The following is a 16,823-nucleotide window of genomic DNA, read 5'->3' on the forward strand; positions in this document are numbered from 1 at the left end:
TTGCCCCTTTTAGACAGTTAAGTGTTCTTTGGGGTCTCCAAAGAACTTGATCTCACCGGACGCAGCCAGTTCCTCATCAGAAACATCCCACGTGTGGCCTTCGCCTTTTCTCAGCTGACAGAAATTGAACCTGTCTGCCGAATAAATCGACCCCCCGGCATCTGTCACAGCTTTAAGGAACGCGGTGTCCTCACCTCTGTTCAGAGCCTCAAAGGGCGTCTCCTCAAACACCGTCCGGCGAGCCGTTATCGTCGGCCCCATAACCAGGCGGCTTTCCCGGTGCTCCATATGCGGCATGCGAAGCACTGTCGCGCCGGTAGCTGAGAAATGCATGTGATGGGCAAGCTTGCCAACGACGGTAGCCTTTGAAAACTCCAAGGCATGCAGCAAGTCTGCCAGGTAGCGTGGACCGTAGTAGTCGTCGTCGTCCATCTTTGTAAGCACTTCTCCGCTGGACGCGCTGACACACATGTTCAGACATTCCCCGAGGGTGACTTCCCTAGGAGCCGACAAAATCTTGAATCTGCTTACACCGTACTTTTCGGCAAGACTCTGCGCCATGCTTGATGCTATTTCAAAGCCATGAGTCAGCATCACTAGCTCGATATCCACGTCCAACTGGCTGCCGACAGTAGCGAAGACATGCTCCAACTGGTGAGGGCGGATTGTCGGCACAAGTGCGCTTACGGACGGGTGAGCTACTGGCTGAGTCCTCTCAGGCAAGACCGAAGCTACTACCGTCTCGGCCCTGTGAGCATATGTGTTTTCAGACCAGATCCGTCGCTGACCTCTGTGAACCACTCGATCATTGAATTCCGAACTGCGTGCAAGCATGCGAATCTGATGCTCACCACGCTGCCTGGTGTCCGCGACCAGGACTTCATCTGCCTCGAAGAATTGCCTGATGGCGGCGCTTGGTGTGGAGACCACAGGGGTCCCGGATGCAGTGATTTCGAAAATCCTACGGGCGCACATGCTCGGCGAATCAACAACCGAATTCACGTTCAGAAAGACCTTGTAGGCACGGTAGGCCGTAAGCATCCTTGCGTAGTCCAGGCTACCTACCACGTGTTCGTTGAAAGGTACGGGGAACTGATAGTTCGAGTCCCCGCCCAACTGCCGGGAGAATATTTCGAGTTTCGGACCTGACTGAGCGGCCGCGTCTCTTGCGGCACTTAGCAACAAATCCATCTGCTGCCGACGCTCCGGATATTTATGGGCGAAGTACATGCCGGCAAAGGCCACGCCCTTGGAGTGCCTCCCCTGTCCAACACGCATGGGATTGTGGATGGCTGGCTGAGCTGCAAAAGGAAGTGCGGCAATCCTGTCATGCCCCAGGTCCTCCTGGTAAACCGGAATTCGATCCGAATCACTTGTGAAAATGACGTCAAACTGCCTCGCGGCCGGGAGGAAGTCGTCGTAGTGTGGGGGATCCTCTTTGTTCCAGAAGACCGTGGGAATGGACTGCTCTTGGCACCACGCCATGAGGGCCAGGAACTCAGGCTTGGGGCCGGAGTTCCCCATGAGTTGGTACTGCCAAGATCCGTCGTTACCGTTCCACGCCGATTCTACAAAGAGGAAGTCCACTTTCGTCTCGGTGAGCTGATCCCGCCACTGGTCCTTACGCAAATGCAGGAGGTTCCACTCATAGGCAAAGGAGGCCGCTGAAAAATCATCTAAGATCACGCCAACTGTAAGATCTGTTCGCCGTGGAGCCCGGTCCGGTACACGGTGCGGTCCAAATGTTTGCTGCTTCTTTGACTCAGGCTTTTCGTTGTGCGGGCCGGGGGCCAGAGCTTTCGAGTGTCGCACCCTCTTCATCCTGTTTTCAATTTTTTGGCGTCGTCGCCATTCGCCAAGTTCAGCGAACCCGCCTCGGCGCAAATGCCACGCTGCCTTTCGAAGCTCATCAATTATGAGCATGTCAGCGTCCCTCCGTTCGTCTGCCGCTGGCTCTCTCCATAATTTGGGTAGCCACAAGATTTGCTCGAGCGTCGTCCTTGATCTTGGCCGCGCTGATGTTGTTTCCCTTCGAAAGATGGGACGAGAACTCCTGATAAAGCCTGGTTGTTTCCTCGGGGTCCCCATCCATGATCAGCTCACCCTTGTCCAGCCAGAGCACGCGAGAACACATGTCGCGGATGGTGTCGAGGCTGTGACTAACAATGAACACACACCCCGCCTGCGACCGAAGCTCGTCCATCCGGGCCTTGCTGCGGTTGCCAAACTGGGCGTCACCAGTATTCAGTGCCTCATCGACAAGGAGGATCTCTGGATTAACGGCTGCCGCAATCGCGAAGCGAAGGCGTGATGCCATACCTGCAGAATAAGACTTCATCGGCAGATAGATGGCTGAGTCCAGCCCGGAAACTTCCACGATGCTGTCAAACTGCTCATCTATCTGTTCCATGCTCATACCCATGGCCAGGCATCCCAACACCACATTCTGATCACCTGAAAGTTCGGGGACCAAGACGGCATTCACCCCCAACAAGACTGGGGTACTCGACGCATAAACAGCCCCCTCGGACGGTGCTGCCTGCCCGCTGATCAGTTTCATTAGTGTGCTCTTGCCGGATCCGTTGCGACCGATGATCCCGACAGACTCACCGCGTTCGACTACCAGGGAAATCTCCTTGAGCGCACTGACTGTGACGAGGTTGGCTTGACGGAAAAGCCTGCTGATTCTGCCCTTGAGGCCCTTGCGCGCGAACGTCGTCCGCTCGTCCGACGACGCTACTCGATAAGTCATCTTCACCTTATCGATCACGACACAGGGCGGACCATCCAAAAAAACCGTTTGGTCAATCCCGACCATAGGTCTCCTCCCCCTTCCAGAAGAAGAAGAAGCCGATAAGTAGTGCTGTCAGCGCAACTACGGCCAGGCTCGTCCAGGACTCCCACGCGGGAACCCTGTCATACAGAACACAACTCCGGACGATGTCGATGACATTGAAAAGAGGGTTGAATTTCATAACAGCCAGCACAGTGGGATCCTGAATGAATCTCTCGTAGGAGTAGAACACCGCAGATCCATACATCCATGCCCGGATTACGAACGGCAGCAAATGGGTCACGTCATGAACGGTTGAAATAATCCGGGCAAGGATCATGCCAATGCCGAGGTTGAAGACTCCCTGGAGCACAACCGCAGGGACTATTAGAAGCCACTTCCAGCTGATGACTTCAGCGGGAGGCAGAACTATTACGAGTAGCAGCATACCCAGAATGAGGGGCACGGCCGAGAGCATCTCGCGGACATTGGCTCCCAGAGGCAGAGCCGCTCTAGGGAAGTTAAAGGCTTGGACCACGGACTTCCCGTTGCGGATGGATCGTGCGCCCGCCGTTATCGCTCCTGCACTCAGCTGAAACAGAAATATCCCAACAACCAGATACCCGACAAAGTTCTCAATCCCATGACTTGTTTGGAGTAACAGGCCAAAGATCACGTAGTAGGTGAGGCCATTGAACACCGGGTTCAGCAACAGCCACGCGCTTCCAAGCCGATCCTTGCGTGTGCCGCTCTGCACGCGCGCCCGGGCATCATAGAAAATGAACTGCCTGTAATCCCAGAGCCGGACCAAGTAGTCCAAGAAGCCAGGCCTTGAGCCGACGCGAGACAGCTTCCGGATGTCTACCGACATTGGCTGGACGGCCGCAGGCGCTGGTAGCCTAGGCTTTTTCGCGGACACTAGATGATTCCCCTTGTTCCTTCAAGTCGACAAAGGGCTTTTCGCCCCACAGGGTCCTGCTCAACAGATGGCCTGTCCGCAACCCACTCCAGTTGTACGATGTCCTCAGTTTCAGGCCTCATCTGAGCGTGCCTTGGCTCTCGAGCTGTCGTCGCAACATCAGCTGGCCCTCCTCGAATAGTTAGACGCCAAAGTTTCATATGCCTGGCCGTATGCAAGAGCATTGGCTCGCCACGTCCGCGAGGCGAGTACTTCAACCCTCCCCGCGGATCCCATCCGCCGCCGCAAACCTTCATCGTCCAGTAGTTCGAACAGCACATCAGCCAACAGGACCGGATCCTCAGCCATCGTTAATCTGCCGTTTACACCGTCGTGCACGATCTCCCTCAACGCCTCCAAATCACTGGCCACAACTGGTCGCCCAGAGGCTAAAGCTTCTACAGGCTTCAGCGGCGTAACTGACCGCGTAACCGCAAGGTCCTTTCGGGGCACGACAAAGACGTCCAACGCCAAGTGATAGAGTCGCGCCTGGTCCGGAGAGACCCGGCCTGTGAAGATCGTCCGGTCCGAGAGCCCCAAACGTTTCACTTGGTCTCGAAGCGTGGGAGCAGCCGTTCCATCCCCCACGAGAACCAGCTTCAACTTTGGCAGTCTAGGCGCAAGCAGCGCAAATGATGCTACTAGGTCGTCAAGGCCTTCATAGTCAACGAGGCTACTGACTGTCCCTATGTAGAGATTGTTGGGATCAAGACCTAGAATCCGCCGCGCCTCCCCATGCTCGATTGGAGCCTCGAGGTAGGCACCCCCGACGGCGTTGGGACTTATCAAAATCTTGTCCTTCTCTACGCCGAAGGACACGATATTCCGTTTCATCGATTCGCCGAGAGTTACCACAAGGTCAGCTGACCGCATGACTTCAGCTTCGCGTTCTGTAAAGAGCCTGTACCGTTCGCTGTTGCGTGCATCCTCACTACGGCTGGATGCCCAAGTGTCTGCCAGCTGTCCACGTACTTCATAGACCCACGGAATATCCAATGCCTTGGCGACTTCCCTGGCCACAAGACCATTCACGAAATGGGTTGTAGTGTGGAGGACCGATGGCCGGAACTTCTTGCCAATTGCCAGGAGTTCGGTCGTTTGCTGCTGCAAGCGATCGTCCATTTTTGACGCCATTGCTCCGGGCAGGATTCGCTCGTATCTGACACCGCCAACCACGTCCCAGTTCTTCGCGGTCAGGACCCCAATTTGGACGGGGTATCCCATTCGGGTCACGGCCAACGGTTCCCAACCGGCTTCCTGCTGCGCAGATAAAACAGATTGCGTGCGTCGCGCGTAGCCGCTTCCGGTATGGGGTACCGAGTTTGTTACTAGGTGAAGGACGCGGCGAGGTTCTGGCGTCATTAGGACGGTCGGTGCCAGAGGGTTCCAGCCTTGGAAGACCGCGAGTTCTGATTCCAAACGGAGCCGCTGCTTGGATATGCTGCCAGTCTGACCATGGAGCACGCCGACCGCGCCGCTCATGTCGCCGTCGTACCATTTGCGCCGAGCTACAGTAGACGCCGTTTGGGATGAATCAGCCACCATTCGCAAAAGGCGATCCGCATGCTGCGGCTGGCCTGCAGCCACAGCAACTTCGGCAGCCTTACGGGCTCGATCTCCTCCGATGCCGGCCGCTACAGCGCGATCTAGGCGACGGGCCAACCCTTCAGCATCTCCCGCCGCATGACTGGCCAAAAGGAGTATTGGGCGCCAAGAACCAGGCGCCAAACGGGAAACGACACGGGCAGACGGCCGTACTAAACCGGAGGGAAGTCGTCGTAGGACCTGTAAGGCGAGAACAAATGGCGCCTCAGTCAAATGCTCGGAAACAGTCCCCGCCGCCAATCGAATATTTCGAATGAAATGGATCATTGGCCACGCTCCTGCGGTACTGCTTTTTCAGGCCGCACAAGCGCCGAAATTTCCTGCATGTATCTAACAGCCAGCTTTGTGTAGTCGGCGTTATTCCGGACCCACTCACGTCCGCTGGCGCCTGATGTGAGACGGCTTCGATCAGCAGCGAGTTCCCGCCATAGCTGGGCTACGGCCTCAGGGCTGGCAGACACGACGTCTCCGCCGCGGGCTTCAAGGATGATGCGCTCGGCCTCTCCCCGCACTACCGCCGTCACATGCCGGCCGATCGCAAGAACCTCGTAAGTCTTTGACGGAACAGTAGTTTCAAACGACTTCCAGTCGTCCCGGAGAGACACAATGCACGTGTCTGCTTCGCGGTATTTGTCAATGACCTCCGCCCCCTGGAGCGAGGGGTAGAAAGTAACCGGCGCATCGATTTCACGAGCAAGCTTTACCAATTGAGGGCGGCTGGTTCCGTGTCCGACCAAAGTCAAATGAAATCCGTCACCCAGCAAAGCGCTTGCCCGAATCAGCACGTCCAACCGCTGGCTCTTGCCATGGTTGCCAAGGTATAGGGCCTGAAAGACCTCTCGGTCGGATGCCGGGGGTTCCAGGAAAGGAATCGAACTTAAATCGAGTCCGTTACTTACGGTCACGACATTCCGAATACCACGGTCACGTAAGGTTGCGGCGAAGCCGTCGGTGACGGTCACGACAAGGTCCGCACGCTGTTGTACAAATTCAACGACCCGTTCCACGAGACTTTTCACGCTACCCTGGACCATCCGCGCATCCCGCGCCAAGTCGGGCCAGGCGTCCCGCATCTCAACTATGAGCGGCACCCGGCGGAGCCTGGATAGGACGTACCCTGTGGCTAAGGTGGGCAGACTGGGCGCCGTAGCAAGAATTGCGTCCGGTTTCTGCCCGAAGAGTCCCACTGGGACAGACATCACTGCGGAGAAGAGCTGGTCCACAAAACGCGCTAATGATGAGGTTCCCAGATGGCGTAGGTAGGGGACTCGTCTAATTATCTCGCCGTGAGGTCCGCGCTGGTGTGCAAAAGCAAATCCCGCCTCACGCCGAGGCAGGTTGCGGCGACCATTCGGATAGTGCGCCACCGGCGCCACGACGTCGATGTTCCATCCAGCACGTCGAAATTCCCGTGTCAGAGACACCCACCGGCGCTGCGGCGGGCTGTGTTCCGGCCAGTAGGAGTGCGTGAGGAGCATGAGGCGCATCGGCAATGCCAGGTTTACCGCATCTATATCCCTGGGGAGGGAGCTAACCATGGGCCTACTTGCCGTTAACTTGGGGTCCGCGGATCCCCTTGGAACGCAACGCCCGGAAGTATGCAACACCCAACAGAATCAGCACCAGCACGGTTAGACCCTGAGCAATAAGGTTGTTCTCTCCCACGGGCGCCAAGGCTGCCTTAAGTGGCCCGGCAATCTCAGCACTTGAGATAGGCGGAGAAGCCGTCTTGGTGGCTAATGGTGAAGGGATCGCTGCAGGAGATGGGTCTGCGGCAGCAGAGGTTTCAGCCTCGGCGGGTACAACTTCCACGTATTCATCACCTACGCCTTGTTCCGAAAGCGATGGTGGCTGGAAAACGGGAGCTGGGGAGACCATAGGGACCACCGGAGCAACCGGAGCAACCGGGGCAACCTGCGGTTCTGTCGGCGCAGGCGGCTCCACAGGAGGTACCTGTGGTGCTGGTTGCGGATCCGGTTCAACTGGAGCCGGATTCGGATCGGACGGAACAAGCACAGGTGGGACTTCGGGAACAGGGACCACAGGCGGGATTACAGGAGGTCGGTCCGTAGGCTCAGGGGTAGGAGTTTCGCCAGGCTGTTCTGTGCCAGGTGCAGGACCAGTATCGGTCGCATAGGCAGGTTGGGTACCTGTGAACCCGAGAATGGCCAGCACCAAAACGGCACCTGCAGCCTGAACGCGCCTGACTACCTTTCCCATCTTTACCCCCGTTGAGTGTCTGTCGGAACGCTAACGTTTCCAGATCATGCTCGCCACCTGAGACTCGGCGCCGAGCGGACGGTCACCATCGGAGGGCGACCCGCATTAGTTTATCGTATGATTTAGTGCCCAGCCCGTCCGGCCGCGGGTCCCTCCAACTCAGCGGTACTGATTGATAGAGTCATCTCTGCCGACCCCGACATGAGGAGAAGATGACGCACCGAAGGTTGCGGAGTCATGCCACGAATCCTGCTCCCGACTCCAATGGGAACACGCCCCGTCGAAAGCGGTGGATGAGTGCAGGTCTCATCGTTGCCGTGCTTGTCATTGCCCTTGTGGCCAGGCTTTTCGGAATCATGCACGAATCATCACCGGCACCAGATGGTTCCGGTGAGGGTGCAACAGCCGCTCCCTCATATCCCATAAGCGGGTACTTCATCTCCGCAAGTTCAAGTGACGAAACGAACCAAAAGAAGCTGACGGACATCAAGGCCCTAGGCGGTGACACTGTCATCACTTTTGGAACGCTGCTCAAACCCGCAACTGCCGAAGCCATGCCGGCTGACTGCCGTATCGACGGGCGCAGTTGCGCCGATGCCGTTGCAGACGGCATCAAAGTAAACCGCTACTTCACATATTCTGACGGCAGTCCGTGGGGCACCCCCGCGGCTAAATGCCCTCGCGACCGAGCGACGACGAGCAATGGGAAGCACTACACAATTCTAGTATTCCCGGCCAAAGGCAACGGTTGCGACTCAACAAACGGCAGCTACGACGTCATCCTTGTCGGAGGGAGCAGCGAGGACGCCGGCGACCCTTCAACATCCCTGGCCTCCGCTTCAACGGACTTGGACATGAACTATTACGCAGGTTTACCTTCGCCCGTGAAACGCTCGGACCCCGACTATCTCCCTGACCTCTCTTACCAACGAACCCTCGGTCTTTTCACGGAGCGGTTCCTTGAGTACCAAGCAGCAGTAAACGACGTGCCCGGCTTGGCAGGCTTCTACCACCACACCGAAATGCCACTCACCGATAGCAAGACTTTCGACCCAATACTTGCGCTTTACAAAATGCAAAACGAGGCTGTGCACCGTGTTTTTCCTACGCGTGGTGCCATAGTAAGTCCCTACCTCGACACGCGGCGAAACGCCATCAGTATTAGCCTCGAGGAGGCTCGCAAAGGAAGTCGCAGGATCGCCGAGACTTCGGGAGGGCTCCTTCTGAACGTAGCCATCCAAGACGGAATGGGGACCGGCAAGGCAGGTGCGTTCTTGCCTCAGGAAGCGGATGCCGCTGTCGATCGGTACGCCGCCACCGTTGTGGGTGAAGGAACCTGGGCTAATAAATACGTAGCACCTATCAAGGACTACTTCCTGGCAGCTGCCTCTGGACTTGCAGGGACTGACGCCGTCCTGTGGGCAAATTTAGAAGGCATGGCGCCGGCCACACCGTCAAATATTTGCGGAAATAGTCTGCGGGGACAGTCGAACAAGCAAAGGTTGGATAGGCAGCTCCAACAGTTGTCGAATGCCCACAAAGTTGTCTCATTCATGTGGGATTCGTATTACACCTGTGCGGGCACCGGCGATCCCCTCAAGAGTCAAGTCAAGACCGGATTGGCAACTCCGATCATTACGGATACCAAATTCCATGCATCCAAGGGCGACGTCGAGATAGCAGGATTCAACCTTACGGGAGGCGCAGTAGGAGTGAGCTGGACCACCCATGCCGGCGAATTGAAGAGGTCGGTAGTGGAACCCACGGGTGTGGATCTGACCTATGGAGCGGAGCTGGGGGCTAACCCCAAGTTGGAACTAATCACGGTCAACGTTGGCGCGACAACCATAGACGACCGCAGGGAATTCGTTGTGACGGTAACAAATGGGTGGGACGAGGAGACACAATTTGTTTCCCAAATGGCGTCGGCCCCACTCCAAAGGTCAGCCCAATGAGGGACTGAGGCTAGCGGGCTCCGCGCCTTGATAGAATTGTTACTGCTGATGCCGACACCAAGGAACACATGACGCTCCCGACAGATACCGAAACTTCTTCTGCAGAGTCCCGTCCTCGACGTCAGAAAAAGGGCAAGAAAACGGCTCGCAACGTGCTCCTTGGCTTCGCAGCCGCGGTGCTCGTGGCCGGCCTCATTGGAGGCGCCTACGTCTTCAACTTGGCACAGACCTTCAACTCGGGAACAACCAAGATTGAGACGGCCTTCCCGGAAGAGTCGACACGGCCTCAGAAAACCGAGCCCGTCAACGGCACTGCACCGATGAACATCCTGGTGATGGGCAGCGACACCCGCGGATCTGCTGAGCTCGATGTCGATACTCCGGCGTCCACTGACCAGCGGGCCGACACGTTGATGCTTGTGCATATTCCGGCCGACCGGAAGAACGTGTACGCAGTATCGCTCATGCGTGACCTCTGGGTTAATATCCCCGGGAAGGGCGAATCGAAGATCAACTCTGCTTTGGCTCTTGGTGGGGTGCCACTGATGGTCCAGACCGTCGAATCCCTTTTCCAGCAGCGCGTTGATCATGTCGCAATGGTCGACTTTGAAGGCTTCAAGGGCCTCACTGATGCCTTAGGCGGAGTGGAAGTCGACGTAAAGATTCCGTTCGCGCCAGCAAAGGGTCCTATGAAGGGCCACTATTACGAAGCAGGCAAGCAGACCCTGAACGGCGACGAAGCGCTTGCCTTTGTCCGTGAACGCATGTCCTTCAGTGACGGCGACTACCAGCGCGTGCGAAACCAACAGGCCTACATGAAGGCAATCATCAGCAAGACGATCGCCCGTGAGACGCTTACCAACCCGATAACGGTCAACAGTATGGTTAGCGCAGTGTCACCCTTCGTTAGTGTCGACAAGAGTTTCGACGCCGCAGCCATCGGCAGCCTCGCGCTAGGCATGAAGGACCTTCGAGCGAACGACACAGTAATGTTCACGCTGCCCACGCTCGGCACCGGTACGTCATCTGATGGCCAGTCAATTGTTGTCGCAGACACAACAGCCATCTCAGAGATCTCCACAGCCCTTTCGAAAGACCAGATGAGCGCGTATGTCACAGCCCATGCCCTTCAAAAGGGTAACTAGCCAGGATAAGTCTAGGATCCGAGGCAAGCCCTGTCCTCCCGGCCATGCCGTGTAACCATGCCCATCAGCTAGTGCCTCTGGTGGCGAATCCGTCTTCCGCGGTAGCAAAGCCCGCCTCGGGGGGTGCTGCGCGGCAGCAGTTCATGCCTGCAATTTAGCCTTCCGGCTCGTGGACTCCGGACCAGGACTTTGGAGTCCTCAGAGGATTTGCTCCGACACCCAAGGTCATCGCTGGCCAGGGGTCTGCATAAATAAGACAAGAAAAGCCCCCCGATGGCCAGTGGAGATGTCTAGAAACCACTATTCAAGCGGGGGGCCCTCGTCAATAACGATACAACACACCGCGGCAGACACAGAATCTGCGGGTCGTACCACTACGCGTTTCGTGGAACCGCGGACCCTCGCATTCGGAGCCACAGCCGGGCTTCCTGGACTGAGATAGAATCCAGTGCGAACTCACCTTGAACATGGGACCGATTGTAGGTACTCACTCCAAGGTTGCACTTTTAATTGGGGAGGAATTATGCCGACATATGTAATCAACGAGGGGTTGGAATCAGAAGAAGTGATTCTTGCCGCTAGCGCCACCGAAGGCAACATTCAGTGGTGGTTCTACGATTCTGGCAACCGTGCGCAAGAGACACGGCTCAAGGGTCACGTCCAAACGATCAGAGAAATCACACACGTATAGCGAGTCTTCAAACAAGAGATCCGTCCACACCTTGAGGGTGTGGACGGATCTTGTGTGTGGTTCTTCGCGGGCAAGCCTGCGAAGAATGCCCACTATACCGAACGTGGAGCGTTTAGACGCAACTATGCCAGCCGCCAGGAGGTACACAGCCTGTTCAGCCCAGAAAACCCTTCATCCATGACTTAAGGTCCTCGCCGAACTCGGGGCGTTCTGATGCCAAGGTGATTACAGCCTTCAAGTAACTCAGCTTGTCCCCGGTGTCGAACCGCCTGCCGCGGAATACCACACCATAAACCCCAGAGCCTTCGCCGTCACCTGCGGCAAGTGTCTGCAAGGCGTCAGTTAGTTGTATCTCACCGCCTCGGCCAGGCTCAGTCTGTTCGAGGACCTCAAACACCGAGGGGTGCAGAACATACCTCCCTATGACTGCAAGGTTAGAAGGAGCCTCGTGCACGTCTGGTTTTTCAACCAAGCTGTTAACTCGAACGTAGCCCTCGCCGTCGATGGCGGATACGTCCGCACATCCGTAGGCGCTGATCTGTGATGGCTCCACTTCGATCAATGCAATCACCGAACCGCCAGTTTGGGCTTGTACCTCCATCATCGTGGCGAGTAACTCGTCGCGCTCATCAATGAGGTCGTCGCCCAGCAGCACCGCGAAAGGTTCATCTCCCACATGCTGACGTGCGCAAAGCACGGCATGCCCGAGGCCCTTTGGTTCGCTTTGGCGCACGTAGTGAATAGGTCCCAGAGCCGAAGCATACTGCACCGCTTCCAAGCGGGTCTGGTCGCCTTTAAGTTCCAGCGTCCGTTCTAGGGCTGGGGCACCATCAAAGTGGTCCTCCAGGGCTCGCTTGCTGCGGCCCGTAATCATTAGGATGTCGGTGAGGTCCGATTTGACAGCCTCCTCGACGACGTACTGGATGGCCGGGGCATCCACCACCGGCAACATCTCCTTGGGCATAGCTTTCGTAGCAGGAAGGAAACGCGTGCCCAAGCCAGCGGCCGGAATTACAGCTTTTCGGACAGTCTTACCCAACGTAGTCATGGACGAAACCATATAAAACTCGCTCGGAATATACGAATTTGGCGACCCATAAGACCGAGAGCGTCTAGGACTAGACGAAAGCCCATACAAGCGTTGGCCAAGTTTCAGGAGTCCAATCTTTTTGGTCACAAGCCTCTGCCCCACTTCGGCCTCCCTCGGCGTCCGCTGGCCGTGTCTCAGAGCCTCTCGTATGGGAACCCTGACCCTGGCTGCGCCCCACTATCGTCTCCGAACGTTGCGCACTCGCTAGCCTTTCTATAATGCCGACAATTGCCTTCGATGCAATCACCGCAGACACCACTCTTCTTCCGGAGCGTTCCCGCCCGTGTGTGAAGGATGTGTCTTTGAGGGAGTGCCTCCGTTGAATTGTTTCTCGGACACCGCTGGCGCCTGTTAGGCAGTAGTGGGTTCAGCCGGCAGTTCACTGCCACTGGCGCCCCACTATAGAATGCCCTTGAAGACGCGCTTCCGCGTCACGACTTCTGGGGGATTCTATGAGTGCTGATTTGAGTGTTTCGCGCGCGTTTGGGACGGTGAAGTCACGACGACGACGGCGGGCAATCGCTGGATTCGGGACCGCCGGTTTGGCGATGGCGCTGGTGTTGGGAACGGCCACCGCGCCAGCAACGGCTGACGCTGTCAAGGATACTTTCGTGGTCGGTGAGCAGCCGTCCACCATTGCTGTGAACCCAGTAACAGACACAGCTTACGTGTCGACTCTAGAGGGCATATACAGCATCGGCGGGGGTGGCACGGGAAACGTGTACCAACCCAACGACCATTCGTCGCACGTGGCCGTGAACTCTATGACGAACAAGGTCTACGTCAGCGATTCAAGCTCGGTCGCAGTAGTTGACGGAGTGACGCACGCGGCTACACTCGTGCCAGTCGGAGGCTCCGTGAGTGCCCTGGCAGTAAATGAGAAGACCAACAAGATCTACGTCAGCGTCAATGCTGCCCTGAAGATCATCGACGGCGCAACGAACACAACGACTTCAGTCCCTCTGGCCGGGGCACAAAAAATTGTGGTGAATGCTGCTTCGGGCAAGGCGTATGTTCTGTCGGACGGCATCATCAAGGTCATCGATGCCAGCGGTATTGTCACGGCGTCGGTCAGCATCGGCGCTGGTGGGATTGAGGACCTGGCAGTCAGTGAGGCGAGCAACAGGATCTACTTCACCCGGGCCGCAAAGTACGGATCCGGTGTCAGTGTGATTGATGGAGCAACTGACAAAGTAAGTGGAACATTCGCAACTGCAAGCAAACTGTGGCACTTGGCAGTCAACCAAACTACCAACACGATCTATGCCTCCGTGGAGACTTACGCGTACGAAGGTGCGGTCAAAGTCATTGACGCCGTATCCCTCTCTGAGGTTGCTCACCTCACCACCGCATGGGCGGTTACTGATATCGAGGTGAATGAGACCAGCAACAAGGTTTACGTTCCCATGTATGGCCGAGGAACAACCGTTATCGATGGACAAAGCAACAGCATCACCGCGGTGTACACGGGTCAGGAACCCGGTTCCGTTGCGGTCAACCCTGCCTCCGATAAAGCCTATGTGGTCAATAGAGGCAGCGACTCCGTAGCGGTTATTGATGGCCGGGCCTCCGCGCCGGTCAAGAACGACTTCAATGGCGACCGCAAGGCCGACGTCCTGGCTAGAGACAGCGCCGGAGTGCTGTGGCTCTACCCGGGCAACGGCTCAGGCGGCTGGCTCCCTCGCGTGCAAATCGGCCAAGGCTGGAACATTATGACAGCGCTCGTGGCTCCAGGCGACTTCAATGGTGACGGCCATGCGGATGTTCTCGCCCGCGACGGTGTTGGTGTCCTCTGGCTGTATCCCGGCAACGGTTCAGCAGGCTGGAAGCCTCGTGTGCAGGCGGGCCAAGGCTGGGAAGGCATGAGCGCCATTGTCGGAGTCGACTTCCACGGAGACGGGAAAGTTGACGTGGCGACCCGTGATCGCGGTGGTGCGCTTTGGGTTTACCGCGGCGACGGCGCCGGAGGCTGGTTGCCCCGCATGTGGGCCGGTTCGGGCTGGTTGGGAATGTCTGAAATCACCGGGGTAGCCGACTTCAACGGTGACGGCCTGCCCGACATTGCGGCCCGGGATAGCGCCGGTGCCCTGTGGCTCTATCCGCCCAACGGATACGGCAGCTGGATGCCAAAGCAGACCATCGGGCAAGGCTGGAATGCTATGAATACCGTCGTTGGACCCGGTGACTTCAACGGCGACGGCAGGCCCGACATCCTGGCGCGCAACGCCGCCGGCGAGCTGTGGCTCTACGCCGGCAATGGCGGAGCGTCCTGGCCTACGGCGAGCAAAGTCGGCACAGGCTGGAACGCCATGACCGCGATCCTCTAATTCGACCTGCTCCAGAAGGACAATCAACGGCCAGCCTTGATCGAAATCAGGACTGGCCGTTGGACTATCCGCTATAGAAATCGACGCGCTATAGCGTCACGAAATTTGGGGGACTCCATGTCCATTGCATTGGATCAACCTCGCGCGCTCGGGAAAGAGCACCAACGACGACGACGCCGGATTACGCCGCAAACCGTCATCATTGGATTGGCTTTGGCCCTCCTGCCCGGCACCTCAATCTCACCCGCTGCAGCAGACGTGGTCACGGACGTCGTCTCCGTTGGTGCTTATCCGTCCGTGATGGCTGTGAATCCAGTGACTGACACAGCCTATGTAGCCACCAGCGAAGGTGTCTACCGAGTTAGTGGCAGGGATGGCAACAGCAGTTCCCGGTGGGATCATTCCGTGGCAACAGACATTGCCGTGAACAGCGTCACAAACAGGGTCTATATCAGTGCAAACGGTTCCATCGCCGCAGTGGACGAGACAACGCAAACCACCACGTCGATCCCAATAGGCGAATCTGACCTCGACCACCTGGCGATAAATCACAAGTCCAACAAGATTTATGGCAGCGCGGGAAAGACCCTGACAATCATTGATGGTGTCTCCAACACCGCCACTTCCGTTGCCACCAGCGCAGAGACGCAAGACATAGTCGTCAATGACGTCACTAACAAGGTCTACGTTCTCGCGGGAGGAATCATCACCGTCTTCGACGAGGAAGGCAAAACGATGTCTTCCGTGTCCATCGGCGAGGGAGGCATTCTCGCCATGGCGGTGAATCCGACCAAGAACAAGATTTACGTGACGACGTCCCCAGCACATGGGTCGAGCGTGAAGGTAATCAACGGAGCCAGCGACACGATCACTGGCTCAGTAACCGTCCGCGGCTCTCTCGGGAGCTTGGCGGTTGACCCGGCTATAGACAGAGTGTACGTCGACGCTGGACGTCAATCCTCGGAGGGCGCCATTAAGGCCATCGACGGTGCCACGATGACTGAAACTGCGCACATAGTTACACCAACGCGGGTGCAGAGCTTGGTAGTTAATCCGACTAATAACAAGGTTTACGCCCCCATGGATCAGCGGGGGATCACCATCCTAGATGGAAAAAACAACAGCACCACCGCGGTGTCAGTTTCGCAAAATCCAGGTGCTGTGAGCGTAAATCCCCTCAACAACAAGGTTTACGTGGTCAACACCGCCCTTTTCTCGCTAGGCGTCTTGGACGGCAACGCGGAGCAGCTACGCAAAAACGATTTCAACGGGGACCGCACGTCCGACGTCTTGGCCAGAGACGCCGCCGGCCTTCTTTGGCTTTACGCCGGCAATGGGTCAGGCGGGTGGCTGCCTCGTGCCCAAGTGGGACAGGGTTGGAACGTCATGACCGCCCTCGTTGCTCCCGGTGATTTCGACGGCGACGGGAATGCCGATGTGCTCGCCCGCGACTCGGGCGGACTTCTGTGGCTATACCCCGGAAACGGCGCTGGCGGCTGGAAGACCCGCATTCAGGTTGGTAGCGGCTGGGAAGGAATGACCGCTCTCGAGTTTATGGATGTAGACAGGGACGGAAAAGCTGACGTCATCGCCCGCGACAGTGGCGGAATTTTGTGGGTGTATCGCGGCGATGGCAAGGGCGGCTGGAATGTTCGATCATGGCTTGGAACTGGGTGGAATGGACTGTCAGAGATTACGGGCGCCAGCGACTTTAACGGCGACGGCGCAACCGATCTTGTGGCTCGCGACGCTGCTGGGACTCTCTTGCTCTACCCACCCACAGGATTCGGCGGCTGGCTCCCCCGGCAACAGGTCGGCCAAGGCTGGAACTCCATGAACTCCCTCGTTGGCCCCGGAGACTTCAATGGTGATGGTCGAGCTGACATCCTCGCGCGCAACGCGGCCGGTGAGTTATGGCTTTACGCTGGTCATGGCGGAACGTCCTGGCCTACGGCGAGCAAAATCGGTACAGGCTGGAACGTCATGACGGCTATTCTCTAGTTCCTCCGTCCTGATAAACAATGCGGCTAGCCCTTGAACCATCAGGGGCTAGCCGCCC

11 protein-coding genes are annotated in these 16,823 nt (G+C 57.3%); 4 read left to right on the plus strand and 7 right to left on the minus strand.

All coding sequences use genetic code 11. The features are described from left to right. Nucleotides 1-9: 9 nt before the first annotated feature. The 6 genes from LN996_RS15430 to LN996_RS15460 all read right to left on the minus strand — a co-directional run bounded on the left by LN996_RS15430 (nucleotide 10) and on the right by LN996_RS15460 (nucleotide 7,148). A complete protein-coding gene (locus tag LN996_RS15430) occupies nucleotides 10-1,686 on the minus strand; it encodes a glycosyltransferase (RefSeq protein WP_308102732.1) in 1,677 nt (558 codons plus the stop codon). Nucleotides 1,687-1,924: 238 nt separating this feature from the next. Continuing rightward, nucleotides 1,925-2,818: an ABC transporter ATP-binding protein gene (locus LN996_RS15435; RefSeq protein WP_231341244.1), complete on the minus strand. Its 894-nt coding sequence runs from the start codon at nucleotides 2,816-2,818 to the stop codon at nucleotides 1,925-1,927. Beyond that, a complete protein-coding gene (locus tag LN996_RS15440) occupies nucleotides 2,805-3,692 on the minus strand; it encodes an ABC transporter permease (RefSeq protein WP_231341245.1) in 888 nt (295 codons plus the stop codon). Before LN996_RS15440 ends, LN996_RS15435 begins: the two co-directional genes overlap by 14 nt. Before the next feature lie 159 nt (nucleotides 3,693-3,851). After that, complete coding sequence (locus LN996_RS15445) at nucleotides 3,852-5,603, minus strand: glycosyltransferase family 4 protein (protein WP_308102733.1); 1,752 nt, start codon at nucleotides 5,601-5,603, stop codon at nucleotides 3,852-3,854. Beyond that, nucleotides 5,600-6,874, minus strand: coding sequence for a glycosyltransferase family 4 protein (locus LN996_RS23685; RefSeq protein ID WP_308102734.1), 1,275 nt, complete (start codon nucleotides 6,872-6,874; stop codon nucleotides 5,600-5,602). The genes LN996_RS15445 and LN996_RS23685 overlap by 4 nt, the downstream gene beginning before the upstream one ends. A gap of 4 nt (nucleotides 6,875-6,878) precedes the next feature. Further along, the gene (locus LN996_RS15460; RefSeq protein ID WP_231341246.1) at nucleotides 6,879-7,148 is read right to left on the minus strand and encodes a hypothetical protein; all 270 of its coding nucleotides are present in this window, start codon (nucleotides 7,146-7,148) and stop codon (nucleotides 6,879-6,881) included. Between the two features lie 701 nt (nucleotides 7,149-7,849). On the opposite strand from LN996_RS15460, the gene LN996_RS15465 reads away from it, so the two are divergent. Both LN996_RS15465 and LN996_RS15470 read left to right on the plus strand, forming a co-directional pair. Next, nucleotides 7,850-9,511 (plus strand): hypothetical protein, encoded by a 1,662-nt coding sequence (locus LN996_RS15465; RefSeq protein WP_231341247.1) that lies wholly within the window; start codon nucleotides 7,850-7,852, stop codon nucleotides 9,509-9,511. A gap of 68 nt (nucleotides 9,512-9,579) precedes the next feature. After that, nucleotides 9,580-10,656, plus strand: a complete 1,077-nt coding sequence (locus LN996_RS15470) for an LCP family protein (protein ID WP_231341248.1) — start codon at nucleotides 9,580-9,582, stop codon at nucleotides 10,654-10,656. Between the two features lie 845 nt (nucleotides 10,657-11,501). Here the strand turns inward: LN996_RS15470 and galU are convergent. Continuing rightward, entirely contained in the window at nucleotides 11,502-12,395 is an 894-nt protein-coding gene (galU, locus tag LN996_RS15475) for a UTP--glucose-1-phosphate uridylyltransferase GalU (RefSeq protein ID WP_231341249.1), read from the minus strand. Nucleotides 12,396-12,889: 494 nt separating this feature from the next. Here galU and LN996_RS15480 point away from each other — a divergent pair, with 494 nt between their 5' ends. Both LN996_RS15480 and LN996_RS15485 read left to right on the plus strand, forming a co-directional pair. Next, nucleotides 12,890-14,764, plus strand: a complete 1,875-nt coding sequence (locus LN996_RS15480; RefSeq protein WP_231341250.1) for an FG-GAP-like repeat-containing protein — start codon at nucleotides 12,890-12,892, stop codon at nucleotides 14,762-14,764. A gap of 117 nt (nucleotides 14,765-14,881) precedes the next feature. Further along, complete coding sequence (locus LN996_RS15485; RefSeq protein WP_231341251.1) at nucleotides 14,882-16,765, plus strand: FG-GAP-like repeat-containing protein; 1,884 nt, start codon at nucleotides 14,882-14,884, stop codon at nucleotides 16,763-16,765. The last annotated feature ends 58 nt before the right edge of the window (nucleotides 16,766-16,823 follow it).

Origin of the sequence: Arthrobacter sp. AK01 (genome assembly GCF_021109375.1) — a bacterium.
GTDB lineage: Bacteria > Actinomycetota > Actinomycetes > Actinomycetales > Micrococcaceae > Arthrobacter.

What these genes read in the sequence shown, in the direction of transcription:
- LN996_RS15445 (WP_308102733.1), bottom strand. Translation starts at nt 5,603, where the DNA reads ATGATCCATTTCATTCGAAATATTCGATTGGCGGCGGGGACTGTTTCC.
- LN996_RS23685 (WP_308102734.1), bottom strand. Translation starts at nt 6,874, where the DNA reads ATGGTTAGCTCCCTCCCCAGGGATATAGATGCGGTAAACCTGGCATTG.
- LN996_RS15480 (WP_231341250.1), top strand. Translation starts at nt 12,890, where the DNA reads ATGAGTGCTGATTTGAGTGTTTCGCGCGCGTTTGGGACGGTGAAGTCA.
- galU (WP_231341249.1), bottom strand. Translation starts at nt 12,395, where the DNA reads ATGACTACGTTGGGTAAGACTGTCCGAAAAGCTGTAATTCCGGCCGCT.
- LN996_RS15485 (WP_231341251.1), top strand. Translation starts at nt 14,882, where the DNA reads ATGTCCATTGCATTGGATCAACCTCGCGCGCTCGGGAAAGAGCACCAA.
- LN996_RS15470 (WP_231341248.1), top strand. Translation starts at nt 9,580, where the DNA reads ATGACGCTCCCGACAGATACCGAAACTTCTTCTGCAGAGTCCCGTCCT.
- LN996_RS15465 (WP_231341247.1), top strand. Translation starts at nt 7,850, where the DNA reads ATGAGTGCAGGTCTCATCGTTGCCGTGCTTGTCATTGCCCTTGTGGCC.
- LN996_RS15435 (WP_231341244.1), bottom strand. Translation starts at nt 2,818, where the DNA reads ATGGTCGGGATTGACCAAACGGTTTTTTTGGATGGTCCGCCCTGTGTC.